Below are 25,167 nucleotides of genomic sequence, written 5' to 3'. Positions count from 1 at the left end.
ATATCGGGCAGGAGCCCTCGAAAGCGGTCTAATCGCTGTTCTGAACGACCAAGGCGTTTTCGTGCCAAGGGATCATGGTGCGAGCGTGAAGCATGGCCGCCACCGGCTGGGCATACGCCCTTGACGGACGAGCCATCGAAGTCCGTCAGAAGCGGGCCGGTGTCACCCTCCGCCCTTGGCGAAGTGCTGGTAGTCCTTGGCGCCGTTGAAGTAGCCGCCCCATTCCCAGCCGTACTTCTCGAACAGCCGGACCACGCGGTCGTCCGGGTTGATGACGCCGGGCTTGCGCAGCGGCCGTTCGGCGAACCGCTTCGCGTTCTCATGCGCGACCGAACCATCGGGCTCGACCCACGGGTTCTCCCGGGGATCGATGTCGATGGCCCTGCCGTACGAGTGCTTGGACCAGCTACTGCCGCCGGTGGTCCTGCGGCAGTTGAACGCCGAGGTGTTGTCGGCCTCGATCGAATCGAAGTCGCTGCCCTTGTAGACGTCGATCGGCTCCATGCGGGCGATCGGGAACCGCCAGTCGTACAACTGCCGGAACACCGCGGTCACGTCGCCGGTGACCGCGCGGTTGACGATCAGCTCCCCGGTGTGCGGCTTCTTGTCGAAGCCCCAGTACGTCATCGTGACCTTGCGCAGGCTCTCCGGGGAGACCGGGCAGCCGGGCCGCCATGAATGCTTGAGCTGCCCGGCCGTGACCTCGGAGATCTTGGCGGAGAAGGCGGGCGGCCTCGACGGAGCGGCGCTCGGCGTCTGCCGCGACGGCGACGAGGAAGCCTCGCCGGATGGTGAGGAGGAGCCTTCGCCGGATGGCGGCGACACCGAGGGCGGACCCGAGGTCGGCGCGGGTTCCGCCACGACGCCGGAGCCTGCGCCGCCGCATGCGGTGACGGCGGCCGACGCGCAGGCCAGGGCGAGAACGCCCAGGTGGCGAAGCTTTCGTATCTCGGACATACGCCAGGGTAAGGCCATCGCGGCCGCGCTCGTGACGCAATTGTGATGTCAATACCTCTGTGGCGGCGGGACCGGGCGATACGAGATCTGTATCAGAGCTTTTACTCGAAAGACCTCGCGCACATGTTCGAGGGCGCGCTACAGTCTTGGGCATCGGATCGAACACGGGTTCGGACCGACCGGCCCAGGTGAGGGGTGGTGTGCCATGGCGTTGCTCTCGCCACCCGCTCCGCAGGCGTCCGGCCGGGCGTGTGCCCCCTCTCGACCGGCGACACGCCGTAGCCCTTTCTACGGAAATCTAGGACGGCCGCTATATCCGGTCATAAAGTCCGAGAGCGTGGACCCCGTGCGCAATCCCTATGCCCCCGGTGCGGGGCAGCGCCCTCCGGAGCTGGCCGGGCGTGACCGTGAGTTGCAGCAGTTCGAGGTCGTGCTGGAGCGGGTCGCCCGTGGGCGTCCCGAGCGCAGCATGGTCCTCACCGGGCTGCGCGGTGTCGGCAAGACCGTGCTGCTCAACACCTTCAAGTCCATGGCCATGCAGCGGCTGTGGGGCACCGGCAAGATCGAGGCTCGTCCAGAGCAGTCGATCCGCCGTCCGGTCGCCGCCGCGCTGCACATGGCGATCCGCGAGCTCGCCCCTCGCCACCGCGCGCCCGAGCGCATCGAGGAGTTCCTCGGCGTGCTCAAGGCCTTCGCCATGCGCGACCCCTCCGCGGCGAAGGGCACCTCCCATTGGTCGCCCGCCATCGACGTCCCCGCGGGCAGAGGGCGGGCCGACTCGGGTGACCTCGAGATCGACCTGACCGAGCTCTTCGTCGACGCCGCCTCGGTCGCGACCGACCTGGGCGTCGGCGTGGCCCTGTTCATCGACGAGATGCAAGACGTGCAGGCGCCCGACATCTCCGCGCTGTGCGCCGCCTGTCACGAGCTGTCCCAGAGCGGCGGGCCGCTGATCGTGGTGGGTGCCGGCCTGCCTCATCTCCCCAGCGTGCTGAGCGCGAGCAAGAGCTATTCCGAGCGACTGTTCCGTTACGCGCGCATCGACCGGCTCGACCGTGAGGCCGCCGACCTCGCCCTCATCGCCCCCGCCGAGCGCGAGCAGGTCGAGTTCACTCCCGAGGCGCTCGACGCGCTCTACGAAGCGGCCGACGGTTATCCCTATTTCGTCCAGGCCTATGGCAAGGTCGCCTGGGATCTCGCGCCCGGGAGTCCCATCACGGCCGAGGACATCAGGGTCGCCTCTCCCGAGGCCGAGGAAGAGCTCGCGGTGGGGTTCTTCGGAAGCCGTTACGAGCGTGCCACCCCCGCCGAGCGCGACTACATGCACGCGATGGCCTCCGTCGGCGACGAGCCCGTGCCGACCGCCGACGTCGCCGACCTCCTCGGGCGCAAGCCCTCCAGCCTCTCTCCCGCTCGCGACAGCCTCATCAAGAAAGGACTCATCTTCAGCGCCGAGCGCGGTCTGATCGCGTTCACGGTGCCGCACTTCGGCAAGTTCCTCCGAGCGCAGCCGCTGTAGGCATGTGCCGGAGCCCCAAGAGCTGAGCGTGGCGACGCCGCGCTCCATTGATCTCTCTACGGCTTTCTAGAGGGGAAGCTAGAGAGCCGTAGAGAGTTGAATTCCGCTGTTCCAGGGGTGGCCGTCCCAGCGGAGGCCGCCTCTGGTGATCCTTGGCACCGGTGCCGTCCGTCCCGCCGGCCGGTTCGGTGCCGGGTGTCGGGTGTCGCCGATGCGGCCGCCCCGCCTGCCGACGGTCGGGGTCTCGCGGTCTGCTGTCGGCAGGCCGCCGTTCGTACTTGGCGTGTCTTGATTGCGGAATCTACGGCTGTCTAGCGTGTGGCCGATACATCCATAGATTCCCGCAGAGTCGTGCTGGTCCCGTCCACGACGGCCACGCGCACCGGCGGGCGCCGCCCGCTCAGGTACACCGCGAAGACCACCTCGGCCTGAGCTCCCAAGGCGGTGTACCCGGGGTAGACGAAGAACCGCCAGCACAGCTCGCGCCACGTGTCCGCGGGCTCGGCGGAGGCCAGCAGAGCCTTGTGGGACCGCCACTCGGCGCTTCCCCGCAGAAGGGACAGCGCTCTGTTGGCCGACATGGGCCGCTGCTCGCACGGCGTGCGATACCTCACACGCGCGATCCCCTCCTCCACCTCGGGCGACAGGAGCGTCAGGAGCACCACTCCGGCGCCGAGCACGGCCGCCAGGTTCCACGTGAGCCCGGCCATCACATCGACGCCCGACACCGGGACGAGTGCCACGACCACCGCGAACCCGGTCAGCACGAGCGCCCGGCCGATCGACCGGAGCCCCACCGGCGAGCTGCTCGCCTCGCCGAAGCAGCCACAGCCCACATCGGGCCGTCGCCGGCGCAGTTCCCACAGCACGTAGGTCGCCACGGAGAAGAACGCGATGGTCCCCCAGCGGGGCAGCGGGTGGCGGGTGAACACCAGTCCGGCCGCGAGCACCGCCTCTCCCACCGAGCAGAAGATCAGCACGTGTTTGCGCCAGCGTTCGGGCACCAGGACTCCCGGGCCGAGACGCGAGAGCCCGCCGGGCGCGGTGTCGGTCCCCGCGGTCGCGAGCTTGGCCGTACCGCCGAGAAGCAGGAGCGCGACAAGAAGCACGAGTGCGGCGGTGGCGAGAGTTGCGACCTCCACGGTCACCCCAATCCGACGCGGGCGTTGAAGCAGCCCTTGACGAGGTCTCCGCCCAGCGTGACGAAGGAGGCCGGTGACAGTTCGACGATGCGTCCCCGCGGCGAGGTGCCGCACTGCAGGCACCGGTCGCAGAATCGACCGGCCATGCACCCGCAGGCGACGATCGGCAGCACCGAGGCCCGGCCCTCGCACACGTTGCCGACGTAGAGCATCGAGCCGAGCGCGAGGTAGGGAAGACCGGTGCAGGAGATCCCGGCGTCCTCGCACTCGGAGTCGGCACGTTCCAACATCGGGTAGGCGGCCCCGGACTCTCCCTCGTCGAACGCGTCCGACCAGGAGGCGGCTCCCGAGATCCTCGACTGCACGCCGCCGTACCCGTGTGGCGGCGGCGGAACGGCCGTCGCCCGGTAGGCGGGCTGGGAGGTGGCGGGGAGGTGGGCGACGGTCACGCCCTCCACCCGCGTGCCGATGGCGTCGAAGAGGTACCCCGGTTCGAGCTTGGGGTGACGCACACTGATGCGGCCCGAAGCAGCGTAGGGGATCACCACCGTGCGCCTGCCCCGGTGTGGTCCGCAGTGCAACTCGATCGTCCGGTTCCTCCCCTCCTTGCCGTTGGAGAGGATCACGCCGGTGATGCGGGTGATGTCACCCCAGATGCGGTCGGCCACGCGACCCGACTCGAGGGCACGGATGACGACGCGGGTACCGATGGGCAGGTCGGAAGGCACGACCGGACGTCCGTGCCAGGCGGTGGCCCAGGGGGCGATCACCAGACGCTCCTCCACGCCCTCGGGGTTCTCCACAGTGATCAGGTGCGGGCTGATGTCGCGAACCTCACCGGCGACCGCGCGAAGCGCCGGACGCTCCTCCGCGTCCGCCTGTGGGGGAACGGCGTTCCGGCCCAGAGCGGCCGACGCCAGCGCATAGCGGCGCTCAACTCCCATCGGCCCCTCCCCGGTCGCCGTAGTGAGTTTCTGTCATCCGCTAGCGTCACATGGTTTGCCGCGGGGGACCTCCGCAGCGGGGCGAATATTTCCCCCTGTGTCAGTGTGCGTAGCAAATTACCCACTCCAGGATGAACTACTCGCCGCCCTTGCGTGTCACTCGTCTGTAACGATCTTTGCCGTTGGCGGGGCGAAACCTGGATCAAGGTTCAGCGGGATCATGGCGTCCGGCTGCGATTCTGACCACGAGATCCGAACAAATCATGGCCCTTCGTCACGGCACCGGTGATCGCATGAGCGGTAAAGACGAGGAGTTCCGCGAGTACGTGGTCGCTCGTGGTCCAGCCCTGTTGCGAGTGGCATACCAGCTGACCGGCCAGCCCGCGGACGCCGAGGACCTGCTTCAGGCGGCCCTGGCGAAGACCTATCTCGCCTGGGACCGCATCAACGACCGGGCCTCGCTCGACGGTTACGTGCGCCGGGCCATGGTCAACATCAACATCTCGTGGTGGCGGCGCAGGAAGCTGGAGGAGTACCCCTCCGAGGAGCTTCCGGAGTCACCCATCAGGGACGGCCCCAGCCCTGGAGAGATCCACGAGCTACTGGAGGAGGCCATCAACCGGTTGCCGGTCAGGCAGCGTACGGCGATCGTGCTGCGCTACTACGAGGACATGAGCGAGCCGGAGATCGCCAAGGCTCTCGGGATCAGCATCGGCACGGTGAAGAGCACGGTGTCGCGGGCCATGGCGAAGCTCCGGGGTGACCTCGTGGTCGTCGAGCCGCGGCAGCCGGAGGTCTAGCCTCAGGCGTGACTCCGGCCGGGCGCCGTACGCGACGCCGCCGACGGATTTGAGCGAGCGCTTGTCTCAGCGCGGGCTCCGGGCCAGACTCGGGAAGCGGAGGTGGACCGATGCGCAGCACCATGCCCGATTACCCGCTCACCATCACCTCGATCATGCGGCACGGAACCAGCCTGTTCGGCGACCACGAGGTGGTCACCTATACCGGCGACGGCTACCACCGGCTGCCGTACAAGGACCTCGCACGGGAGGCGGCACGCCTGGCCGGCGCACTGCGCGGCCTCGGCGTGGACGGCGACCAGCGAGTGGCCACCTTCGGCTGGAACAACGCCGAACATCTCACCGCGTACCTGGCCGTCCCGAGCATGGGCGCAGTGCTGCACACGCTGAACATCCGGCTCTTCCCCGAGCAGGTCGTCTACATCGCCAACCACGCCGAGGACGACGTGGTCATCGTCGACGCCTCGCTGGTCCCCCTGCTCGCGCCGATCCTGCCCGAGATGAAGACCGTGCGGCACGTGATCGTCGTCGGTGAGGCGGACACCGCGGCGCTAGCCTCGGCGGGCAAGGACCTGCACGACTACCGCACGCTGCTCGACCAGGCGTCCGACACCTTCGACTGGCCGGAGGTGGACGAGCGCGCCGCCGCGGCCATGTGTTACACCAGCGGCACGACCGGCAACCCCAAGGGCGTCGTGTACAGCCACCGCTCGGCCTACCTCCACTCGATGAGCGTCTGCACCGCCAACGCCATGGGCCTGTCATGGGCGGACCGGGTGCTGCCCATCGTGCCGATGTTCCACGCCAACGCCTGGGGGCTGCCGTACGCCGCGCTGATGGCGGGCGCCTCGCTGGTCATGCCGGACAGGTTCCTCCAGGCCGAGCACCTCGCCCGGATCATCGCCGAGGAGCGGCCGACGGTGTCCGGCGCGGTCCCCACCATCTGGGGCGACCTGCTGCGCCATGCCCGGCAGCACGGCTCCGACCTGTCCTCGCTGCGGCTGGTGCCGTGCGGCGGCTCCGCCGTGCCCGAGTCGCTGATCCGAGCGCTGGACGAGGAGTTCGGCGTCCGCGTCGTCCAGGCGTGGGGGATGACCGAGACCTCGCCGCTGGCGACCGTCGCGCACGGCGACTCGTGGGATCTGCGCGTCACCCAGGGAAGGATCCTGGCCGGTGTCGAGGGCAGGCTCGTGGGCGGCGGCGACACGGTGCTGGACCCTGACGGGGTGGGGGTCGGCGAGCTGGAGGTGCGCGGGCCCTGGGTCACCGCGTCGTACCACCTCGACGAGGACGCCTCACGGTTCCACGACGGCTGGCTGCGCACGGGGGACGTGGGAAAGCTCGACGCCGGCGGCTACGTGACGCTGACGGACCGGGCCAAGGACGTCATCAAGTCCGGCGGGGAGTGGATCTCCTCGGTGGAGCTGGAGAACGCCCTGATGGGCCATCCCGCCGTGGTCGAGGCGGCGGTCATCGGGGTGCCGGACGAACGCTGGGGCGAGCGTCCGCTGGCGTGTGTGGTGCTCGACGGAACGGCCGGAGTGGCGGAGCTCCGGGAGTTCCTGTCAGGCAAGGTGGCGCGCTGGCAGTTGCCGGACCGCTGGGCGTTCATCGAGGCCGTGCCGAAGACGAGCGTCGGCAAGTTCGCGAAACGGACCCTGCGGGAGATGCACGCCCGAGGCGAGCTCACGATCGTACGGGCCTGACCCTGCCCGTTGCGGTCACGTCCGCTGCGACCGTCCCGGGTTCGCTCGCGCCCGCGGTGGCGCATGGCCGTACGACGTCGCGGATGAGGCGCAAGGTGTTCAGGAACTCCTTGAGCTGCCCGGGACTCAGCAGGCCGGTGAACCACGTTTCGATGTCCTCCAGGTGCTTGGGGATGACGGAGTCGAGCCGCGTGAGCCCGCCTTCCGTCAGCGTCGCGTAGGAGGCGCGCCGGTCGCTCGGACAGGCCACGCGCTCGACCAGGCCATCGCGTTCCAGCCTGTCGACCACCCGTGTCACCCCGCTGGTGGAGAGCGAGGTCTGGGCGGCCAGGTCGCTCATGCGCAGCCTGCGCTCGGGGGAGCGTGACAGGCGGATGAGCGTTTCGACATCGACCTCGGATAGGCCCGCCTCAGCGAAGACCTGGTTCATCTTGGCCGTCAATCCGGAGTGGACCTCGGCAAGCAGGCCCATCGCGGTGAGCCGGGGGTCGTCAGTTGGGTTCACGCTCCTAGTCTAGACGACGTTAGTTGACGAGGGGAATATTCCTCGTGTAGACATTTGTTGCAGCAGACATCCGCACCGCAACAAGAACCTTCACGGAGATGGAACACATGAGCACTCGCGCCTGGGATGGCATCACGATCCCCGAGCCCGGCACCTTCGACCTGGATGTCGCGCACACGCGCATCGGCTTCGTCGCGAAGCACATGATGGTCTCCAAGGTCCGCGGCCGCTTCGGAGACTTCTCCGGCAGCGTCACGATCGCCGAGAACCCGCTCGAGTCGTCGGCCGAGCTCACCATCAAGGCCGCCAGCATCGACACCGGCAGCGGCGACCGCGACACCCACCTGCGCAGCGAGGACTTCCTCGCGGTGGAGAAGTTCCCCGAGCTCACCTTCCGCAGCACCCGCGTCGTCAGCCACTCGGGCGACGAGCTCATCGTCGCCGGTGACCTCACCATCCGTGACGTCACCAAGGAGGTCACGCTCAAGGTCGAGTACGGCGGCGCCGGCACCAACCCCTGGGGCCAGGAGCTCTTCGGCTTCGACATCGAGACCGAGATCGAGCGCGAGGAGTTCGGCCTGACGTGGAACGTCGCCCTGGAGACCGGCGGCGTCCTGGTCGGCAAGAAGATCAAGATCGAGATCGAGGGCGAAGCCACGCGGCGCGCCTGATTCACAGTGCCCACACTCTGTATCCACAGCCTGTGGATACAGAGTGTGGAAACTCCCTGGCCTGACCCACGGCCGGCGGAGAAGTAGCCTTCCACGGGATGTTCGGCCGCCACGACGATTCCACTTTGCCGCTCAGCATCAAGGCCGGTACTCTGTGCTGAGCCAGTCGGGCTTTCAGTGAGCCGATCCGGCTGCCAGGAGGCTTCGCCTAGTCAGGTCTATGGCGCCGCACTGCTAATGCGGTTTGGGTCTACAGCCCATCCGGGGTTCAAATCCCCGAGCCTCCGCACCTCAGAGGCCCTCACCCGAATTCCGGGTGAGGGCCTTTCTGGTCTCTGTAGAGGGTCATAATTGCAGTTGCTCGCTGCGGCTCACCATCGCCGCAGAGCGCGGACCCCATGCGCTTGCTCGCGTCCCGCATCAGGTCACTCGCAACGTGCGTGTACCGCTCAGTTGTGGTGACCCGCGCGTGGCCGAGGATTTCCTGTACAACACGGACGTTCACCCCCTGCTCGACAAGAAGCGTTCCGGCGGTGTGTCTGGCGTCGTGAAGCCGAGCATCCCGGACGTCGGCCCGCTTGAGGATCGACTTCCACACCTTGTAGTCCTCGCTCCGCTCCATCGGCCTGCCCCGCTGAGTCGCGAAGACGATGTCATGGTCTTCCCAGAGATCACCGGCCTTCTCGCGTTCGGCCGCCTGATTCTCACGATGAGCCCGCAGGACAGGCAGGTTCGGGAGGACATTGGAGGGTCAGGCGGCTCTTTCCCTTCCGCTGCCGAAATACCAGGCCACCCCCACGCCGTTTGGGGCAATGGTCCGCGTGGCCGGTGCAGTCCTTAGGGCACGTCCTTGTCGGGCAGATGGCACCACGATCCTTGCACCCCGCTGAGCAGTCCCGCCGGTGCTTGTGCTCGCCGCACCGCTTCTTGCACGGCCAACGGTGCCACTCCTTGCCGCAGGCGTGGGCATCATCACAGCCGTGCTCCCAGGGACGGCGCTGAACCTGGTAACAGGCCTTGATCACGCCGGAGTCGAGATCGACGAAGGACCACCGCAGCCCGAGCGCCTCACCCTGGCGGATGCCTAGCGAGAGAGCGACCGACCACCGCGCCCCGTTACGCCGCGTCTTCGCGACCTCCAGAATCCTCCGCGCCTCCTCACGGGTCAGCGGCTCGATATGGTGCCGGCAACCTCCCGCGAGAGCTGCCAGTCGCCAGGCGTTGCGCCACTCGGCGAAGCGCCCGTGATTCCTGAGCGGCAGGCCGGCGATGTCGTCTCTGAGCTCATGAAGGGGGCCGGTCGCCTGTGTCGCACGATTCGTCGGCCTTCCGGCGTTCCTGCATGCACTTCAGATCGATGGTTTTGGAGACACCCGGCATGGCCTGTGCGGTTCGCATGACCGCTCGCCAGTCGGTGTTCGGCTTCATCTTCAGTCGGAGCGTCTGCGGCATGTCGTCTACTGTGACGGCGTTGAGGAACACCTGGTTGTCGGCGTAGTCCTCGCGGAATTCGGCGTAGGCCGCGGCCTTGTCGCGGAAGGTCACCGATTCGACCTGCGGCATCGAGGCAAGAGCACGTTGGACGGCCTGAATCTGTTCCGGCGTGGCGGCTCTGCCGCCACCTGCTGCGGGAGTGTCCCACCGCCCGCCGCACGCAGGGTACGGGGAGTCCGCCGTGCACAGGAAGACATTGATCTCCGGCTCACCTTGCCGATAGCCCTGTGAACCGGTGAACGCCAGTGACATGGTCATCATCATCGCGGGGTCCGCCGGCTGGTCATGCGGCCTGGTGGCCGTGGCCAGCCCGGCCAGGACCACTGCTACACCTGTGATCGCGAGCCATGGACGCCAAGACAAGCGCCGCCGCTCCGTCACGGCCAGTGGCCGCAGGGTACCCGGCTCAACTACGGCACCCGTCCTGGTGAGGGCATCCCGCAGCCGTTCTTCCAACCGCTCGTTCATGTCTCCTCCTTGAGTACTCGGCCGAGCGCGGCCAACCCGCGCGCGATAGTGGACCGTGCGCTGCTCGTGCCGATCCCCATGGTCTGCGCGATCTGTACGTCATTGAGGTCGAAGTAGTAACGCAGCGTGAGCGCCTCACGTTGCCTTGGTGGCAGGTTGTGCAACGCAATGAGCACCTCACGGCGCTCCTCGCCCGCCAGCGCCGCGTTCTCGGCCGACCAGACCGGTGGCTCGTAGGCCACGCGACGCCGGAAGAAGGTCGCCCGGCGCCGAAGCACTGAACGGCACTCGTTGAGTACCGCTGAACGCACGTACGCCAACGCCTTATCAGGATCACGGATCCGTTTGCGGCTCGCGTGAGTACGGGTGAACGCCTCCTGCACCACGTCTTCGGCCGTCGCCCGGTCACCCACTGTAATCAGTGCTAGTCGGACGAGACCCAGGTGATGCACGGCGAAGATCGCCGCGATGTTCACTTGTTCTCCGATGAAGGGCTCCCCTGTGGAGAGCATTTCGACTTCCACATCACAGAGACGCGCGGGCAGCCAGGATGCTGCTTCAAAAGTCGGGAATCCAGCACATTGCTCACATCGCCACTTCCAGCCGATCGGCGTAGTTGCAGTTCAGGGTGGTCCAGGGCAGTTCAAAATGGACCGCACAGGCCCACTGACCTGCGTTGAACTGTTTGGAACCATGATCGTCCGAGCTTTAATCCGTTGGTCGGGGATTCCAGCTCAGGAACCTAGAGAATGCCTCCGGCGGGGGCGCTCAGCTCCGGGATGAGGAGCGGTGCGTAACCATACGGCCGTAGGTGGCTGAGGTGGGTCTGATCATCCCGTCTGCCTCCACCCAGGCGAGCCCAGGACGCCGGGATGTCTCCCCTAGTTGCAGTTTCTAGTTGCAGTCCGAGCCCGTACAGCGCCGTTCAGGGTCGACCGGCGCGAGTCGTTGGTCCATGTGGGACTGATCGGGACGCGTGAGATCCGAGCTGCTAATGCGGTTTGGGTCTACAGCCCATCCGGGGTTCAAATCCCCGAGCCTCCGCACCTCAGAGGCCCTCACCCGAATTCCGGGTGAGGGCCTTTCTGGTCTCTGTAGAGGGTCATAGTTGCAGTTCTAGTTGCAGTTGCTCGCTGCGGCTCACCCATCGCCCCAGAGCGCGGACCCCATGCGCTTGCTCGCGTCCCGCATCAGATCACTCGCAACGTGCGTGTACCGCTCAGTTGTGGTCACCCGTGCATGGCCGAGGATTTCCTGTACGACACGGATGTTCACGCCCTGCTCGACAAGAAGCGTTCCTATGAAGGGTGCCACGATCGCGAGCATCGCAGTGGCGGCGATGAGTTCGCTGGTCGAGAGTACGAGCGGTTGGCTGGCTTCGACCACATGCATCCGCGATGGGACGGATTCCTGGCCGCAGCGATCCTCGGCGTACTGGGCACCGGAGCCGCCTACGTGCTCAACCACCGCCTGATCGTCGACGAGGGCACGACCGCCTCAGTAGTCACCTATCTCCTACCGGTGGTAGCCGTCGCCCTAGGCGCAACCGTTCTCTCAGAACCTTTCACCGCGCCCGTCATCGCAGGCATGGTCATCGTGCTGGTTGGCGTAGCCCTCGCACGAAGGGCCACAGCCACCGGCCTGCCATCGGCCAAGAGCGCTTCGCAGAGTGCAGAGAACGCGACGATCGCCACGGCTGGCCAAGGTACGTCGTGGTCAGGGGCGATCGAAGATCCAGGCCTCGTTCCTCACCCTGCATGACCGGACCGGAACAGGACATATAGGACGAACCATCCGATGAGTAGGAGGCCGCCGATGAGTAGCAGGATGACGGCGGTCTTCACTAGCACCCTGGAAGCGGTTCGAGCGGTGGAGTTGGGCGGGATCTCCGAGGGAAGGTCGGCGAGAGCCGCCGCGACGATGGCCTCAGGGTCACCTAGCTTGCTGAGGATCTGGCTCATGACGGCGGGATCCTCGATACCGGCAGGCGAGCTGGAGGCGGCCTCGGCCTGAGCGACCACGATGTGTGAACGGACGTCGGCGAGCAACTCGGCTCGGCGGTTCACGGGGAGGGCGGCGGCAGCCCTTTCGATCTCGGATAGGTATTCCTCGGCCATCGCGTCAAGCCGCAGATCTTCAGTCATGGCTCAGGGTGCCTCGTTCCCGGACTCGTTCTTGGAGAGGAAATGCAGGACAGCGGCGTGGAACCTGGACCATTCCGCTGTGAACTCCTCGAGCGCCCGCGCACCGGACGGCGTGAGTTCGTAGTACTTGCGCGGCGGGCCGCTGGTCGACTCCTGCCACGTGGTCTCGACGAGACCTTCTCGGCGCAACCTGGATAGCAGTGGATAGATGGTCCCCTCGCTGGTGACCATGGTGTCCACCTCTCCAAGCTCGCGGAGCAGCTCGACGCCGTAGCGACTGCCGCCTCGAAGTAAAGCCAGCACGCAGTACTCCAGGACACCGCGCCGCAGTTGGCTCATCGCTTTCTCGGTGTTGCCGAGTTCCATGCAATGCAAGGTACTGGGTAGAGCATGCTAGATCAAGGGCGGGATGCCGGATAAGGGTTGTCGGTGCCGTGCCCGTTACGTGTCCGATGAGACGGGAAACAAGGGGAGCAGCGGAGAGTCACAAGGAAAGCGATCGGGCTACTGAGCTGTATTTTCGCAGGTAGGGCAAGATCGGCATGCGTCTCTGCAAGCAGGAAGTCGTGGCACTAAACGCCTCCGGCGGGGGGCGCTCGGCTCCGGGATGATCGCGGTGCGCAAGCGCAGGGCAGTAGATGGCTGAGGTGGGCACTGATCATCTCGTCTGCCGCGACCCAGGCGAGCCCAGCAGACCGACTACTCCGAGACAAGCCCGTCTCTAGCCGTTGGCGTCCGAATGCGGTTTGGGTCTACAGCCCATCCGGGGTTCAAATCCCCGAGCCTCCGCACCTCAGAGGCCCTCACCCGAATTCCGGGCGAGGGCCTTTCTGGTCTCTGTAGCGGGTGTGAACAATCCTCACTGACCGCTGAGGGTGGTCTTCTCGATCCAGCCGGCCGCGCCCACACAAGCCTCGTTGCCCTCAGGGTCGGCCAGCACCCAGTGCGACGGTGCGTAGGCGTCGGAGACCAGGCGGCCACCGGCGGCGATCGCCGCCGCTATGCGCGCCTCGGCCTGGTCGTACGGCACCCAGACGTCGATGTGGACCCGGTTGCGCTGCGGGCGCGGAGCGTCCATCTGCTGGAAGTAGAACGGCGCCCCGCGGCGTTGGGGGTCGATCAGGTCCTCGGGGCTGTTCGCGCGGTCCTCATAGCCGAGCAAGGCACGCCAGAACGGCACCACGTCGGAACCGGCGAGGGCGTCAATGGTGACCTGGACGGTCTGCACGGCCGACGGATCAGCGGGGATGTGCAGCCGGCGGGCCAGTGCCGAGATCCGCTGGGCCAGCTCGGCATCTCGCTCGCTCAGCCCGTAGAAGTCCGCGATCGTGATCAGTCGTACGGTCACGCCTCCGTCACGCAGGTCGACGTCAGGATGACCGCTCCCTACGCCGGGCAGCTCGCTGATCGCCTGCACGAACTTCGCCCCGGCCGCGAACGATCCGGTCCGGAAGTAGGCGCACGCCCCCTCACCCAGCACACGCCAGTCCTCCAGGCCGCCGATCTCATGAAACCGCTGCGGCCTGATCCGTGTGATCTTGTCCTCGACGTCGGTCATTCGGTCAGCGTAGCCAGGCCCCAACGATCTACGCACCCCGCAGGCCCGTTCACGCCGTGACCGTCGCCCCGTGAGTCAGGAAGACCTCGCAGGAAGGAATCCGGCGAGGTCTTCACGTGGTGCGGTTCGTCGATCAGAACGGTTCAGGAAGACGATTTTCGGTCAGTTGAAGGGGTTGTCGTAAGTCGCGGTTCTGGTGCGCTCCCGGTAGACGTTGTTGTTGAAATCGGAGCCCACCAAGGTGAGGGTCACATTCACGACCGTGCTGCCGTTGTCGACCTCGGCGGCCAGTGCGGTCGCGGTGTAGAAGCTCGGGCACAAAGCCGTCGACGAGCCGCCGTTCCAGAACAGCGAGTACTTGTACACGCCATTGACGGAGACCTTGACGTGTGGCGCGACGAAGCTGGATACGCGGCACAGCTCCAGGTTGTACTGGTATTTCATGTTCGCGTCGTCGAACTGCATAGTCCCGTCCACCCTGGCCAGGAGCTGGGTACCCGTCGAACCGCCGTACACGGCCATCGACACGGGGATGGGGGAACCGTAGGCCGCGTGTGCCGGCGTGAGCGGCAGAAGAGCCGCGATGGCCATCAGGAGAGCGATGACCAGAGACCTCGTCGCGCGAAACCGCCGAGTACTTGAGAGCAATTCGCAACCTCCTTGACGTGACGGCGACGAAATGCCGCGCGTCGGGCATCGCCATAACCGCCGAACCGGGAGCGGTCCACACCGGGAGGTTATTGTCGGCCGCAGGGGGCTGTCTAATGTGAACCCTTGTCCCGGAAGATCACGCCGGCCCGCGCATCCCAGAATGTAAGACGGCAGTTATCCGTGGTGCCCTTGATCAGGCCGGATAACGCATATTCATCTCTTCATCACACGCGCCGATTTATGGAAATTTCATGCGCCCGCATGCCGGCGAGACCGGGGTCATCCACGCCGACCCCGGAGTACGGGGGGCAAGGCCGGGTCAGCTGATTTCCGTGCGGTGGATACGTAGCATCCCCAGGGCCGCGGGCAGGGCGACCCAGAGCAGACACGAGGTGAGGAACCGCGCCCACTCCTGGCCGGTGACCCCCGGGTCCACCAGAGGGGCGCGTGCGCGTCCGATGTCGAGCCACTCGGAGACCGGGTCCAAACCGGGCAGAAGCCTGCCGGCCATGGTCCACGCCAGGGGGAGGGCGTAGTACGTCGCGATCGCCGGCGCCGAGTTCAGGAGCAGCAGGCCGAATGCGGTGCCGCACATCATGGTCACCCAGTTGACCAGGCACAGCTGGGCGATCACGATGCCCGGCGCGTCCCATTCCCATCCACCGATCGTCCGGTCCAGTGCCCCGCCGGACGCGAACCCCACGATCCCCGCCGCCAGGCCGGCCGCCGTCGCGCCGACGGCCAGCAGGCCGGCGGCGACGACCTTCGCCGCGACGACCCGGCTCCGGGCGGGAACGAGGCTGAACGTGCTCAGCGCCGTTCGCTGCGACCACTCACTCGTGACCGACAGCAGGCCGAGCACGGGCAAGAGCACCGAGACCGGCAGCTGCGCGTTGCCGATGAGCGAGCCGAGCGTGCGGGTATCGGCATCGCCGAACGCGAGCTGCGCCCCCACCACGGCGAGCGTGAGCACGGCGATCGTCAGGATCAGCCAGAACCCGGCCCGCGTGTCGGCCGCCTTGCGCAGCTCGACCAGGGTCAGCCGCCCCATCGACGGCCGGATGTCGGCCCTGCCACGAGGCGGGCTGACGGAGATGGTGGCGCTCACTGGTCGACCTCCTCGAGGGTGTACCGCTGCCCTGTCAGGCGCAGGAACTCCTCTTCCAGATCGTCGCCGGCGGCCACGAGCTCGTCCCGGCCGCCCTGCCCCACGACGCGGCCGCGGGCTATCACGACGAGCCGGTCCGCGGTCCGCTCGACCTCGGACAGCAGGTGCGAGGACAGCAGGACGGTCCCGCCTCGGGCGGCGTGCTCGCGCAGCAGGCGGCGCATCCACCGGATGCCCTCCGGGTCGAGGCCGTTGGCAGGCTCGTCGAGGAGCAGCACCTCCGGCTCGCCGAGCAGCGCGTGCGCGATGCCGAGACGCTGGCGCATCCCAAGGGAGTACCCGCGGACCCGCTTACGGGCGGCCGGGCCGGCCAGCCCCACGAGGTCGAGCAGTTCCTCCACCCGGGCGGCGCCGATGCCCAGCACCTGGGCGGAGAGCGCGAGCACCTCGCGGCCGGTGCGCCCGGTGTGCTGGGCGGAGGCGTCGAGCAGGACCCCGACCTGACGGCCGGGATTGCCCATGGACCGGTAGGGCACGCCGCAGACGAGGGCCTCGCCGGACGTGGGCGGGGTCAATCCGCAGATCATCCGCAGCGTGGTGGACTTGCCGGCGCCGTTGGGCCCGAGGAACCCGGTGATCGTACCCGGCTCGCACCGGAACGACACGGTGTCCACGGCGACCTGGCCGCCGTACCGTTTGGACAGGTGGTTGACTTCGATCATGCCTACCAGGCTGCGCCTAGGGCCGGTCGCCGGTCATCGGTCCCGGGTCGCCGCCCCGGGGCCGAAAGGCGCGGCCCGGCGCCCGGCCACCCTAGACTTTGGTCGGTCCCCGGCGGGACTTCGGGCGCTGCCCTTCGTCAGGCGCGGCACGTACGCTGAGATCATGTCCCGTCAGGCCAGTTCCGCCCTACCGGACGCCCGGACCGAGCCGCTCGCGGTGCCCCACCCTGAGCCGGCCGTGTCCCCTTCCGGATACGGCGCCGGATCGCTCGACCGGGATGACGCCGGGCATCGCCCGCGCACGGCGCGTGAGTGGCTGAGCGACGCGACCTGCATCGTGCTGTCCCTGGCTTTCGGGGGACTGCTGCTGCGGTTCGGGGACGCGTCCGAGGGCACCTCGGCCGTGCCGTGGCCCGTCGACGCCGCCTTGGGCACACTGTCCTGCCTCAGCCTGTTGTGGCGCCGCCGATGGCCCCTCGGGCTGGCCCTGGTCCTCACGCCCGTCGGCGCGGTCTCGGCCATGACGACGGCGGCCATGACCGTCGCGGTGTTCACCGTCGCCGTCCACCGCCGCGCCCTGATCGCCGTGATCATGGCCGTGGCGAACGTCGCCACGGTCTCGATCTTCTACCTCATGCAGCACGATCCCAAGTTCCCGATCTGGGTCGACCTGGTGATTCGTGGCGGGATCCTCACGGCCGCGGTGGGATGGGGAATGTTCGCGCGAGCGCAACGCGAGCTGGTCGCCTCTCTGCGCGAGCGTGCCGCCCGTCTGGAGGCCGAGCAGCATCTGCGCGTCGACCAGGCACGCCTGACGGAACGCACACGCATCGCGCGGGAGATGCACGATGTCCTCGCCCACCGCCTGTCCCTCGTCAGCCTGCACGCGGGGGCGCTGGAGGTGCGCACCGACGCGCGGCAGGAGGAGGTGGCGACCGCGGCCGGGGTCATCCGGGCCAACGCGCACGAGGCCCTGCAGGAGCTGCGCGCGGTCATCGGGGTCCTGCGCGAGGGTGCCTCCCGCGCGCCTGAGCGTCCCGAGCGCCCGCAACCCGGCCTGCCCGATGTCCCGGAGCTCGTCGAGATCGCCCGCGCGGCCGGTACGCAGGTCCGGTACGCGTGCCCGGCCGGCGCGGCCGCCGGGCTGCCGCCCGCCATCGGCCGCACGGTGTACCGGCTCGTCCAGGAAGGGCTCACCAACGCCCGCAAGCACGCGCCCGGCGCGGCCGTCGAGGTGCTCGTCGACGGCGCCCCCGGCGAGGGTCTGCGCGTGCGCGTCACCAACCCGCTCCCGCTGATGTCCCCGCGGACCGAGCTGCCCGGCGCGGGCATGGGGCTCATCGGTCTCAGCGAGCGTGTCACGCTCGCGGGCGGCCGGCTCGACCACGGCCCCGAACCAGACGGCCTCGGTTTCCGGCTCGAGGCGTGGTTGCCGTGGCCGGCATGAGCCGCGCCCGCTCCCGGCCTTCGCCGATCATGCCGGCCCGACGGCGGGAAACGGAGCCGCGGTGCTGACGGAGGGGGGCGGCGACCCGAGGCGCATCCGGCTGGCCATCGTGGACGACGACCCGCTGGTCCGCGTAGGCCTGGCGATGCTGCTGGCGGGCTCGCCCGACATCGAGGTGGTGGCCGAGGCCGCGGACGGCGCCGAGGCGGACGCGCTGGTCGACGCCCACTGGCCGGATGTCGTCCTCATGGACATCCGGATGCCCAGAGTGGACGGGCTGGTCGCGACCGAGCGGTTACGGTCCCGTCCGAGGGCGCCGCAGGTGATCGTCCTGACGACGTTCAACGCCGACGACTATGTGCTGCGCGCCCTGCGGGCCGGGGCCAGCGGCTTCCTGCTGAAGGACACCCCGCCGCGCGACATCGTGCAGGCGGTACGCACCGTGGCGGCCGGAGAGGCGATGCTCTCGCCGTCGGTGACCCGGCAGCTGATCGAGCACGTCGCCGATCCCGCGGCCGCCTCCCGGCGCGATCGTGCCAGGGCCCAGCTGGACCGGCTCACCGACCGGCAGCGGGAGGTGGCGATGGCCCTCGGCCGGGGGCACTCGAACGCCGAGATCGGCGCCGAGCTGCACATGACCGTGCCCACGGTCAAGGCACACGTCTCACAACTACTGACCAAGCTCGCTCTGAACAACCGGGTTCAGATCGCGCTGCTCGTGCACGACGCCGGCGTCGACTGATCGGCGGTCGGGTCTGGGGCCCTGTCCGGCTTGGGGCGGACGGTGGTACCGCGGCCGCCTCGTTCGGCTTCCTGTTCCCGTTTCAGGAACGGCGCCAGGGCCGCACGGGTGGTCCGCACCCAGTCGTCGAGCATGTCCCGGCTGACGTGGATCTTCTCGCGTTGGGCCATGCCGAGAGGGTACGCCGCGCGCCGCCCAACCTGCGGGAACCCACGCTGTCGTGCCGGTGAACCCGGTCCCCAGAGTACGTATTGCGCTCGGGTGATGACTAAGAGTCGCCGATCGGAGCCGGTCGAGACGAGGAGCCGGGCCGCGATGTGGCAGGAGGTGGCGTTCCGTCGAGATCGGTGAGCAGGGCGGGAATGTCGTGGAGGGTCTGGATGGTGAGCAGGTCCGTGGGCGTCGGGTCGCCCCTGCGGTTGAGCCAGATGCCGTGCATGCCGGCTTTCACGGCGGGGATGGCGTCGGTCTGGAGTCTGTCCCCGACGTAGGCGACCTGGTCCGCGTGGAGCTGGAGCCGATCACAGGCGTGTTCGAAGATCGCTGGGCTGGGTTTGGCGGCAGCGGCCTCGCTGGAGACGATCACGTCGGGCAGGTCTGCGGCCAGCCCGACGTCGGTGAGCTTACGGCGCTGCTGCTCCGCGTCGCCGTTGGTCAGGACCCCGAGCCGGACGTGTGGATGGTGGCGTGCCAACACGTCGAGGGCCGGCCGTACGTCCTGATAAGCGCGCCACGCCGCCTCGTAATGGCGCAGATACCCCGCGAACCAGGTGTCCGCTTGCGTGTCGTCCCAAGCCCCGAGGCCCAGTTCGGCGGCGAGGGAGATGACGCGCAGGCGGCGCTGGCCGGTGAAGGTGAGCTCGCCCGCGAGGTAGCGGTCCATGGTGTGCTGCTCCAGTTCGGCCCATCGCCGGTGGAGGTGCTCGCGGTCGAGGTCTGGAAGGCCGGCGATCGTCTGGAGCGCTTCGTCGAGTGCGGCCGCCGCGGCCGTGTCGTGGTCCACCAAGGTGCCGTCGAGGTCGAACAGCAGCGCTTGGACTCTGAGTGCCATCGTGGTCCTGCCTCACGTGATGCCGTGACGGTGCGTTCGCTATCTTTGCTCCCCGTGATGGCCGGGCTTTAGTCCGAGGGCGGGGTGTCGTGGACAACAAACGCGCTGGTGGCCACCAGATATGTGACTATCAGTCAATACTCACTGCACCGCGCCTCACAACCGACAAATAATGATAAATCAGCTTATGGGCGTAGGAATGCCATCAATCACATGGGATCATCTCGTATCAGGGTCCATGACCTCCGACCCTGGAGAACAGGCAGCAAGCCCATGGAAACGCACTCATCCGAACCATCGCCGCTCCCCAGGCGAGATGAAGCCGTTCGCTGCGCCGAGGCCGACGCCGGCCGCCGTTGCGTTCTGCCGCCGGGACATCCAGGTGAGCACGTTTATCCTCGCTACCCCGACACCTGAGCGCGGCCATCGCGTCGTTCTCGGCCGGCGCGTGCGCGTCGTGCTTGGATACACAGGTGGATCAGGTCGGGAACGGCCCAGCGGAGGGTGGTCGCGCCGGAACGGGTGCGACCGGCGCCGACGATCAGGCCCGCGCGAGGATGAGAGACGCGCGTGTCGCCAGGCTGGCCACCGCCGCCGAGAACGGGATGCCGCACCTCGTGCCGGTGACCTTCGCCCTCGACGGCGATCTCATCGTGACCGCCATCGATCACAAGCCGAAGACGACCACCAGGCTGCGGCGTATCCGGAACATCCAGGCCAACCCGAAGGTGTGCGTCCTGGTGGACCATTACGACGACGACTGGACGCACCTGTGGTGGGTCCGTGCGGACGGCCTTGCGTCCGTCGTGGAGCGCGAGGAGGAAAGGGCCGCCGCCCTCGCGCCGCTGGTCGCCAAATATGCCCAATATACGGATCGCGTCCCTGAAGGGCCGGTCATCGTCATCCAGGTCACCCGGTACGCGAGCTGGTCGTACTCCGGAGGGCTCCAGTGAGATGTGAAGTACGGCCTGGCCGGAGCGCCGGTGACAGAATAAGATTCTGCATATGCGGATCTTCGCGAACCTGAACGAGCTGAAGGCGGCCACGGGCGAGCACCTGGGACACACCGAGTGGCGCCAGGTCACCCAGGAGCAGGTCGACCTCTTCGCCGACGCCACCGACGACCACCAGTGGATCCACGTCGATGTCGAACGGGCCAAGGACGGTCCGTTCGGTGCGACGATCGCCCATGGATACCTCAGCCTCGCCTTGCTGCCCTCGTTCATGACACAGCTGTTCCGGGTGGACGGCCTGAAGATGGGCATCAACTACGGGCTCAACAAGGTCCGGTTCCCGGCGCCGGTGCCCGTGGGGGCGAAGATCCGCGCGGGGGCCGAGATCATCGACGTGAAGGACACCCCGGCGGGCACGCTGTCCAACCTGCGGATCACCGTCGAGGTCGAGGGCCAGGGCAAACCCGCCTGCGTCGCAGAAAGCCTCTCGCTCTACATCGCGAACTAGCCGACCGGCCCGCCCGCAGCGCAGTGCGCCTGGCAACGTGACTCGGGGCCACCTTGGGTCGCTCACGTCGCGGGATACAGGATCGCCGCCTGGACCCGGCTGCGTAGCCCGAGCTTGCCCAGCATCCGGCTGACGTGGGTCTTGGCCGTGGCCTCGGTCATGTCGAGCTCCCGGGCGATCTCCGCGTTCGACAGCCCGCGGGCCACGCAGGCCAGCACCTCCCGCTCGCGGGGGGTCAGGGCCTCGAGGTCGTGCCGTCTGGGCTCGCTCGTCTCGGCGAACGCGGTGATCAGCCGCCGGGTCACCGATGGCGCGATCAGGCCCTCGCCGCGCGCTACCAGCCGTACGGCCTGGACGAGGGCGTCCGCCTCGGTGTTCTTCAGCAGGAACCCGGCGGCCCCCGCGCGGAGCGCTCCGAAGACGTACTCATCCAGGTCGAACGTCGTGAGGATGAGCACGTCGGCGATCCCGCTCAGCTCGCGGGTGGCCGAGATGCCGTCGAGGCGGGGCATGCGGACGTCCATCAGCACCACGTCGGGCCGTAGCTCGTGGGCCATCCGGACGGCGGCCTGTCCGTCGGCCGCCTCGCCGACCACCTCGATGTCGCGCTCCCCTTCCAGGATGAGCACGACTCCGGCACGTACGGCCGCGTGATCGTCGGCGACCAGAACCTTGATCACTTGCTGTCCTCGGTGGTGAGACGCCATGTCCCGTACGGCGCCATGCTCCTGGCTGGGGTCGATGTGTACAGCTCGGCTCGGGAACCGGTGCTCGCATCGGCCGCGGGCTCGGCGTACGGCGTGGCCTCTACGGGCAGCGCGGCGACGACGCGCCAGTCGGGAGCCGCCGCTCCTGTCACGGCGCTCGGCGTGCCGCTTCCAGCCGTGAACGTGCCGCCGACGAGTGCCGCTCGCTCCGCCATGCCGATGAGCCCGGTGCCCGAGCCGGGAAGGCCGGTCGGCTTGTCCGCGAGCGGATTCTCGACGGTGAGGACGACCTCGTCCCGCCCGTAGAAGATCGTCACGATCGCCTGACCCGAGCCGTGCTTGAGCGCGTTGGTCAGCGCCTCCTGGAGGATGCGGTACCCCGCCAGCTCGATCGAAGCGGACAGGTCAGGGGGTACTCCCGAGATGGACAGGTCGATCACCATGCCCGCGCGGCGCGATCGTTCCACCAGATCGGTGGCGTCCTTCAGGCGGTGTCCGGTCGAGCCCGAGTCGTCGTCCTCGGCCCGGAGCAGGCCGATCATCGTGCGCATCTCGGCCATGCCGAGCACGCTGTTCTCGCGGATCGACTCCAGCACCCTGCGGATGGCCTGCGGGTCGAGATCGTCCCTGGCGATGACCGCCGCCGACTGGATCGCGACGGCGCTGAAGTGGTTGGCGATCATGTCATGCAGCTCGCGGGCCATGCGTGTGCGCTCACCTGTCACCGCCGCCTGGCGGTCGAGCTCGGCCAGCCGTGCCACCTGGTCCGCGCGGGCCCGCTCGGCGATCGCCTGGTCGCGATGCTGCCTGATGATCAGAGCGGTCACCGTCGGCGTGGTGAGGACCAGACCGGCCTGGACTCCGCCGATCGCGAGCGCCGACCAGTTCTTGGCGAGGATGCCGACGATGGCGCCGATCACGACGGTCAGCACCGAGGTGACTCCAAGGAGCCAGGTGGCGAGCCTGCGCGGGCCGTACAGGGCCGCCGCATAGATGTTGTCCGTAAATATCAGGACAGTGCCGAGGGAAGGACCGAGGCACACATCACCGATGATCGCGATCACGCCCAGGACGAGCGTCACCACGGGTGCGCGTCGCCGTAGCAGCACGCCCAGGCAGGTCACGGCCAGCGGGAGCACGAGCGGGGAAGCGGGCTGGCCGCGGTGTGTGTACGCGCCACCGGCCAGCAGGATGAGACCGCCGGCGAACACGCCGGCAGCCACCAAGGCATCCTGCCGACCCGGCTCCATGTCCTTCATCCCACCATGTCCGATTGCCGTTCGACACCGTCCCGGGCATGGGCCGCTCGTACATACAAAGGTGTAGTCAGGTTCGTCATCGCCGCCGACGACACCCCGCGCGGCATCGCCAAGGCTTGAAGGGTGATCCTCGCTGTCATCATCGGGTGTGAAATCGGCTTCTGGGTGCTGCTCGGCCTCGGCCTGCTGGCACGGTACGTGCTCCGCCTCCGCCGCCTTGGTGGTGTGCTCCTGCTGGCCGTGCCCCTGGTCGACGTCGTCCTGCTCGTCGCCACGGTGGTCGACCTCCGTTCCGGCGGTATTGCGACCTGGAGCCACGGGCTGGCGGCGGCGTACCTCGCGTACTCGATCGTGTTCGGCCACCGAACGCTTCGATGGGCGGATCAGGTGGCCGCACACCGGCTCTCGAACGGTCCGCCACCATGGAAGCCGCCTGCCGGCGGAATGGCCAGGGCGAGGTACGAATGGGGTATCTGGCTGCGTATCGTCCTGGCGTACGTGATCGCATGCGCGCTTCTGTGGGTCGCGATCTGGCTGATCGGCGACGAGGCTCGCACACAAGAACTCTCGGCGTTCATGATCGGCCTGGCCAGGGTACCTGTCATCGCATTGGTGGTACCACTGCTCTACACGCTGTTCCCCAACAAGTCTCAGGCCGGGTAGTGAGTGGCAACCTGTACGGTGACCCGGGCATGGCGGCCGGTGTACGGCTTGGGGTACGGCGACCTGCCCGCACGGCTTGGGCGTGGCGGCCGGTTTACGGCTTAGGACATAGCCGCTGGTACGCCAGTCTGGGGGATCCACCTCGTGCGGCACGCCGTCCGGCGGCCCTTCTCGTTAGTGCTGGTATGGCAGTTCGGCGTGAACGCGCCAGCCACCCTCGTACGGCCCGACCGTCACGGACCCGCCGAGTTTGCTCGCTCGGCGGCGCATGGCGGCCACCCCTTCGTGTGGCCCTCGGGTCGTCTGGATCTTCCCCTTCATCGGGTTGTCCACCGTCAGGATGATCCGATCAGGGCGGTAGCACAGGACCACCGTGGCGCTCGGCGTACCGTGTTTCAGCGCGTTGGTCAGCGACTCCTGGATGATCCTCATACCGGCGAGGTCCACCGGATCGGGGAGCTCCCGAGGCGACCCCGCGATGTGGAGCCGTATCGACAGGCCGCCATGGCGCGAAGACTGCACCAGCTCAGCCAGCGTGGGACGCGGGTAGTCGTACTGGATGCGGAGCAGCAGCCGGTTGAGCTGCGTGACCTGTTCCGAGTGGGCGTTCGCGGCGACTGCCCGGTGACGCCTCTTGGCAAGCAGTGCCGCCAGGATCACCACGGCGCCAAGGCAGGTCAGCGCGATCGCGACGACGTACTGCGCCGGGAGACCGCCTATGCCGTACAACGCTGGCTGCTGATTCATGCCTTCGATCCGCAGGTGCTGGCCGGAGTGTCACTTCAGGTGACACGAAGTGGTTCATTGCCGTCACCCGATCACGCCACGCCCGGAGCCCGGAAAGTTTGCAGAGGTATTGTCCACTTCCAACGCCTTTCACCCCTAACATCCCCTCCGCCCTCGCCCCACCGCCCCGCGCCCCACCGCCGTGCCCACCACTCCACCGCCCTGCGTCCCACCGCCCTTAGTTCCCCAACACCTCTCGCTCCCCGGCTCCTGCCGGATCCAGCGACCCATATCCGTCCCTAAGGTTCAGCGGCACCAGAGCGCTCTCGGACCGTTGGCAGTTGGAGTCTCCCGGTTCTCCGCAATCCGGACATTCCTCCTGCTTGTCCCGGGCTGCCTATGCTGAGCACGTGGACGAGAACTTCCTGGAGGAGACCTTCCAGCTGCGCACCGACTACATACCTCTGTGCGACCTGCTGAAGTACTGCTCCGTCACAGAGAGCGGCGGCGAGGCCAAGCACTTCATCGCCGACGGCAACGTCATGGTCGACGGCGATGTCGAGCTGCGCAAGAGGTGCAAGATCAGACCCGGCCAGGTCGTCAGCGGCCTCGACTTCGAGATCCGGGTAGTAGCGGCCCCCTGACGCCCACGGCCACGCCTCCCTGATCAGCCCTGGCCGCACGCCCAAGACCCCGGATCCTCGACGCCGACCCGCCCCCCC

General features: G+C 67.8%; 30 protein-coding genes and 1 tRNA gene. 13 read left to right on the top strand and 18 right to left on the bottom strand.

The window, feature by feature from the left end; genetic code table 11:
• Window positions 1–162: 162 nt before the first annotated feature.
• Window positions 163–627, bottom strand: coding sequence for a M15 family metallopeptidase (locus ABD810_RS01235; RefSeq protein WP_344933121.1), 465 nt, complete (start codon window positions 625–627; stop codon window positions 163–165).
• Between the two features lie 70 nt (window positions 628–697).
• Here ABD810_RS01235 and ABD810_RS01230 point away from each other — a divergent pair, with 70 nt between their 5' ends.
• Both ABD810_RS01230 and ABD810_RS01225 read left to right on the top strand, forming a co-directional pair.
• On the top strand, window positions 698–1,003 hold the full coding sequence (locus ABD810_RS01230) for a hypothetical protein (RefSeq protein WP_344933119.1): 306 nt from the start codon (window positions 698–700) through the stop codon (window positions 1,001–1,003).
• 291 nt (window positions 1,004–1,294) lie between these two features.
• Window positions 1,295–2,476 (top strand): AAA family ATPase, encoded by a 1,182-nt coding sequence (locus tag ABD810_RS01225; protein WP_344933116.1) that lies wholly within the window; start codon window positions 1,295–1,297, stop codon window positions 2,474–2,476.
• A gap of 311 nt (window positions 2,477–2,787) precedes the next feature.
• On the opposite strand, the gene ABD810_RS01220 is transcribed toward ABD810_RS01225, so the two are convergent.
• A complete protein-coding gene (locus ABD810_RS01220; RefSeq protein ID WP_344933114.1) occupies window positions 2,788–3,618 on the bottom strand; it encodes a MauE/DoxX family redox-associated membrane protein in 831 nt (276 codons plus the stop codon).
• A gap of 2 nt (window positions 3,619–3,620) precedes the next feature.
• Window positions 3,621–4,562, bottom strand: coding sequence for a hypothetical protein (locus ABD810_RS01215; RefSeq protein WP_344933112.1), 942 nt, complete (start codon window positions 4,560–4,562; stop codon window positions 3,621–3,623).
• Window positions 4,563–4,855: 293 nt separating this feature from the next.
• On the opposite strand from ABD810_RS01215, the gene ABD810_RS01210 reads away from it, so the two are divergent.
• Window positions 4,856–5,362 carry a SigE family RNA polymerase sigma factor gene (locus ABD810_RS01210; RefSeq protein WP_344933110.1) on the top strand — a complete coding sequence of 169 codons (507 nt, stop codon included), beginning with the start codon at window positions 4,856–4,858 and terminating at the stop codon, window positions 5,360–5,362.
• Window positions 5,363–5,472: 110 nt separating this feature from the next.
• Window positions 5,473–7,068, top strand: a complete 1,596-nt coding sequence (locus ABD810_RS01205; protein ID WP_344933107.1) for a long-chain fatty acid--CoA ligase — start codon at window positions 5,473–5,475, stop codon at window positions 7,066–7,068.
• Here the strand turns inward: ABD810_RS01205 and ABD810_RS01200 are convergent.
• Window positions 7,049–7,573 carry a MarR family winged helix-turn-helix transcriptional regulator gene (locus tag ABD810_RS01200; RefSeq protein ID WP_344933105.1) on the bottom strand — a complete coding sequence of 175 codons (525 nt, stop codon included), beginning with the start codon at window positions 7,571–7,573 and terminating at the stop codon, window positions 7,049–7,051. The genes ABD810_RS01205 and ABD810_RS01200 overlap by 20 nt on opposite strands.
• A 107-nt stretch (window positions 7,574–7,680) precedes the next feature.
• Here ABD810_RS01200 and ABD810_RS01195 point away from each other — a divergent pair, with 107 nt between their 5' ends.
• Entirely contained in the window at window positions 7,681–8,244 is a 564-nt protein-coding gene (locus tag ABD810_RS01195; RefSeq protein WP_344933102.1) for a YceI family protein, read from the top strand.
• A 197-nt stretch (window positions 8,245–8,441) separates the two neighbouring features.
• Window positions 8,442–8,531 (top strand) — tRNA-Ser (locus ABD810_RS01190).
• Between the two features lie 14 nt (window positions 8,532–8,545).
• Here ABD810_RS01190 and ABD810_RS01185 read toward each other — a convergent pair.
• From ABD810_RS01185 to ABD810_RS40900, 4 genes are all read right to left on the bottom strand, one after another.
• Window positions 8,546–8,896 (bottom strand): tyrosine-type recombinase/integrase, encoded by a 351-nt coding sequence (locus ABD810_RS01185; protein ID WP_344935345.1) that lies wholly within the window; start codon window positions 8,894–8,896, stop codon window positions 8,546–8,548.
• A 632-nt stretch (window positions 8,897–9,528) separates the two neighbouring features.
• On the bottom strand, window positions 9,529–10,206 hold the full coding sequence (locus tag ABD810_RS01180; protein ID WP_344933100.1) for a permease-like cell division protein FtsX: 678 nt from the start codon (window positions 10,204–10,206) through the stop codon (window positions 9,529–9,531).
• Window positions 10,203–10,682: a SigE family RNA polymerase sigma factor gene (locus tag ABD810_RS01175; RefSeq protein ID WP_344933098.1), complete on the bottom strand. Its 480-nt coding sequence runs from the start codon at window positions 10,680–10,682 to the stop codon at window positions 10,203–10,205. Before ABD810_RS01175 ends, ABD810_RS01180 begins: the two co-directional genes overlap by 4 nt.
• Window positions 10,683–11,346: 664 nt before the next feature.
• Window positions 11,347–11,532, bottom strand: coding sequence for a tyrosine-type recombinase/integrase (locus ABD810_RS40900; protein ID WP_425566830.1), 186 nt, complete (start codon window positions 11,530–11,532; stop codon window positions 11,347–11,349).
• On the opposite strand from ABD810_RS40900, the gene ABD810_RS01170 reads away from it, so the two are divergent.
• Window positions 11,446–11,967, top strand: coding sequence for a DMT family transporter (locus tag ABD810_RS01170; RefSeq protein WP_344933096.1), 522 nt, complete (start codon window positions 11,446–11,448; stop codon window positions 11,965–11,967). The genes ABD810_RS40900 and ABD810_RS01170 overlap by 87 nt on opposite strands.
• Here the strand turns inward: ABD810_RS01170 and ABD810_RS01165 are convergent.
• The 6 genes from ABD810_RS01165 to ABD810_RS01140 form a co-directional block, all read right to left on the bottom strand.
• Window positions 11,955–12,323 carry an HAAS signaling domain-containing protein gene (locus ABD810_RS01165; protein ID WP_344933094.1) on the bottom strand — a complete coding sequence of 123 codons (369 nt, stop codon included), beginning with the start codon at window positions 12,321–12,323 and terminating at the stop codon, window positions 11,955–11,957. The two genes, ABD810_RS01170 and ABD810_RS01165, sit on opposite strands and share 13 nt — an antisense overlap.
• Window positions 12,324–12,353: 30 nt before the next feature.
• Window positions 12,354–12,689 carry a PadR family transcriptional regulator gene (locus tag ABD810_RS01160; RefSeq protein ID WP_344933091.1) on the bottom strand — a complete coding sequence of 112 codons (336 nt, stop codon included), beginning with the start codon at window positions 12,687–12,689 and terminating at the stop codon, window positions 12,354–12,356.
• A 520-nt stretch (window positions 12,690–13,209) separates the two neighbouring features.
• On the bottom strand, window positions 13,210–13,908 hold the full coding sequence (locus ABD810_RS01155) for a VOC family protein (RefSeq protein ID WP_344933089.1): 699 nt from the start codon (window positions 13,906–13,908) through the stop codon (window positions 13,210–13,212).
• 162 nt (window positions 13,909–14,070) lie between these two features.
• Window positions 14,071–14,499, bottom strand: coding sequence for a hypothetical protein (locus ABD810_RS01150; RefSeq protein WP_344933086.1), 429 nt, complete (start codon window positions 14,497–14,499; stop codon window positions 14,071–14,073).
• A 379-nt stretch (window positions 14,500–14,878) separates the two neighbouring features.
• Entirely contained in the window at window positions 14,879–15,667 is a 789-nt protein-coding gene (locus tag ABD810_RS01145; protein WP_344933084.1) for an ABC transporter permease, read from the bottom strand.
• Window positions 15,664–16,389, bottom strand: coding sequence for an ABC transporter ATP-binding protein (locus ABD810_RS01140; protein ID WP_344933082.1), 726 nt, complete (start codon window positions 16,387–16,389; stop codon window positions 15,664–15,666). The genes ABD810_RS01145 and ABD810_RS01140 overlap by 4 nt, the downstream gene beginning before the upstream one ends.
• Window positions 16,390–16,552: 163 nt before the next feature.
• On the opposite strand from ABD810_RS01140, the gene ABD810_RS01135 reads away from it, so the two are divergent.
• Entirely contained in the window at window positions 16,553–17,836 is a 1,284-nt protein-coding gene (locus tag ABD810_RS01135) for a sensor histidine kinase (protein WP_344933080.1), read from the top strand.
• Between the two features lie 61 nt (window positions 17,837–17,897).
• Window positions 17,898–18,578, top strand: a complete 681-nt coding sequence (locus ABD810_RS01130; RefSeq protein WP_344933078.1) for a response regulator transcription factor — start codon at window positions 17,898–17,900, stop codon at window positions 18,576–18,578.
• Window positions 18,579–18,846: 268 nt separating this feature from the next.
• On the opposite strand, the gene ABD810_RS01125 is transcribed toward ABD810_RS01130, so the two are convergent.
• Complete coding sequence (locus ABD810_RS01125) at window positions 18,847–19,629, bottom strand: HAD family hydrolase (protein WP_344933076.1); 783 nt, start codon at window positions 19,627–19,629, stop codon at window positions 18,847–18,849.
• A 473-nt stretch (window positions 19,630–20,102) separates the two neighbouring features.
• Here ABD810_RS01125 and ABD810_RS01120 point away from each other — a divergent pair, with 473 nt between their 5' ends.
• Complete coding sequence (locus ABD810_RS01120) at window positions 20,103–20,582, top strand: TIGR03668 family PPOX class F420-dependent oxidoreductase (protein ID WP_344933074.1); 480 nt, start codon at window positions 20,103–20,105, stop codon at window positions 20,580–20,582.
• 52 nt (window positions 20,583–20,634) lie between these two features.
• Entirely contained in the window at window positions 20,635–21,090 is a 456-nt protein-coding gene (locus ABD810_RS01115) for a MaoC family dehydratase (protein ID WP_344933072.1), read from the top strand.
• A 62-nt stretch (window positions 21,091–21,152) separates the two neighbouring features.
• On the opposite strand, the gene ABD810_RS01110 is transcribed toward ABD810_RS01115, so the two are convergent.
• Window positions 21,153–21,770: a response regulator gene (locus ABD810_RS01110; RefSeq protein WP_344933070.1), complete on the bottom strand. Its 618-nt coding sequence runs from the start codon at window positions 21,768–21,770 to the stop codon at window positions 21,153–21,155.
• Window positions 21,767–23,020: a sensor histidine kinase gene (locus ABD810_RS01105; protein ID WP_344933068.1), complete on the bottom strand. Its 1,254-nt coding sequence runs from the start codon at window positions 23,018–23,020 to the stop codon at window positions 21,767–21,769. Before ABD810_RS01105 ends, ABD810_RS01110 begins: the two co-directional genes overlap by 4 nt.
• 159 nt (window positions 23,021–23,179) lie before the next feature.
• Between ABD810_RS01105 and ABD810_RS01100 the strand changes: the two genes are divergently transcribed.
• On the top strand, window positions 23,180–23,719 hold the full coding sequence (locus ABD810_RS01100) for a hypothetical protein (protein WP_344933066.1): 540 nt from the start codon (window positions 23,180–23,182) through the stop codon (window positions 23,717–23,719).
• Window positions 23,720–23,893: 174 nt separating this feature from the next.
• Here the strand turns inward: ABD810_RS01100 and ABD810_RS01095 are convergent, their stop codons facing one another.
• On the bottom strand, window positions 23,894–24,466 hold the full coding sequence (locus ABD810_RS01095) for a sensor histidine kinase (protein ID WP_344933064.1): 573 nt from the start codon (window positions 24,464–24,466) through the stop codon (window positions 23,894–23,896).
• 389 nt (window positions 24,467–24,855) lie between these two features.
• On the opposite strand from ABD810_RS01095, the gene ABD810_RS01090 reads away from it, so the two are divergent.
• Window positions 24,856–25,089 (top strand): RNA-binding S4 domain-containing protein, encoded by a 234-nt coding sequence (locus ABD810_RS01090; protein WP_344933061.1) that lies wholly within the window; start codon window positions 24,856–24,858, stop codon window positions 25,087–25,089.
• The last annotated feature ends 78 nt before the right edge of the window (window positions 25,090–25,167 follow it).

It is taken from the genome of Sphaerisporangium flaviroseum, assembly GCF_039537005.1.
GTDB lineage: Bacteria > Actinomycetota > Actinomycetes > Streptosporangiales > Streptosporangiaceae > Sphaerisporangium > Sphaerisporangium flaviroseum.
Note: the sequence above shows the minus strand (reverse complement) of the source record. Positions and strands in the feature narration are given on the sequence as shown.

Coding starts and splice junctions, on each gene's coding strand:
- ABD810_RS01235 (WP_344933121.1), bottom strand. CDS start 627: ATGACGTACTGGGGCTTCGACAAGAAGCCGCACACCGGGGAGCTGATC.
- ABD810_RS01215 (WP_344933112.1), bottom strand. CDS start 4,562: ATGGGAGTTGAGCGCCGCTATGCGCTGGCGTCGGCCGCTCTGGGCCGG.
- ABD810_RS01210 (WP_344933110.1), top strand. CDS start 4,856: ATGAGCGGTAAAGACGAGGAGTTCCGCGAGTACGTGGTCGCTCGTGGT.
- ABD810_RS01205 (WP_344933107.1), top strand. CDS start 5,473: ATGCGCAGCACCATGCCCGATTACCCGCTCACCATCACCTCGATCATG.
- ABD810_RS01195 (WP_344933102.1), top strand. CDS start 7,681: ATGAGCACTCGCGCCTGGGATGGCATCACGATCCCCGAGCCCGGCACC.
- ABD810_RS01180 (WP_344933100.1), bottom strand. CDS start 10,206: ATGAACGAGCGGTTGGAAGAACGGCTGCGGGATGCCCTCACCAGGACG.
- ABD810_RS01170 (WP_344933096.1), top strand. CDS start 11,446: ATGGCCGAGGATTTCCTGTACGACACGGATGTTCACGCCCTGCTCGAC.
- ABD810_RS40900 (WP_425566830.1), bottom strand. CDS start 11,532: ATGCTCGCGATCGTGGCACCCTTCATAGGAACGCTTCTTGTCGAGCAG.
- ABD810_RS01165 (WP_344933094.1), bottom strand. CDS start 12,323: ATGGCCGAGGAATACCTATCCGAGATCGAAAGGGCTGCCGCCGCCCTC.
- ABD810_RS01160 (WP_344933091.1), bottom strand. CDS start 12,689: ATGAGCCAACTGCGGCGCGGTGTCCTGGAGTACTGCGTGCTGGCTTTA.
- ABD810_RS01155 (WP_344933089.1), bottom strand. CDS start 13,908: ATGACCGACGTCGAGGACAAGATCACACGGATCAGGCCGCAGCGGTTT.
- ABD810_RS01150 (WP_344933086.1), bottom strand. CDS start 14,499: ATGGCCATCGCGGCTCTTCTGCCGCTCACGCCGGCACACGCGGCCTAC.
- ABD810_RS01140 (WP_344933082.1), bottom strand. CDS start 16,389: ATGATCGAAGTCAACCACCTGTCCAAACGGTACGGCGGCCAGGTCGCC.
- ABD810_RS01135 (WP_344933080.1), top strand. CDS start 16,553: ATGTCCCGTCAGGCCAGTTCCGCCCTACCGGACGCCCGGACCGAGCCG.
- ABD810_RS01125 (WP_344933076.1), bottom strand. CDS start 19,629: ATGGCACTCAGAGTCCAAGCGCTGCTGTTCGACCTCGACGGCACCTTG.
- ABD810_RS01115 (WP_344933072.1), top strand. CDS start 20,635: ATGCGGATCTTCGCGAACCTGAACGAGCTGAAGGCGGCCACGGGCGAG.
- ABD810_RS01095 (WP_344933064.1), bottom strand. CDS start 24,466: ATGAATCAGCAGCCAGCGTTGTACGGCATAGGCGGTCTCCCGGCGCAG.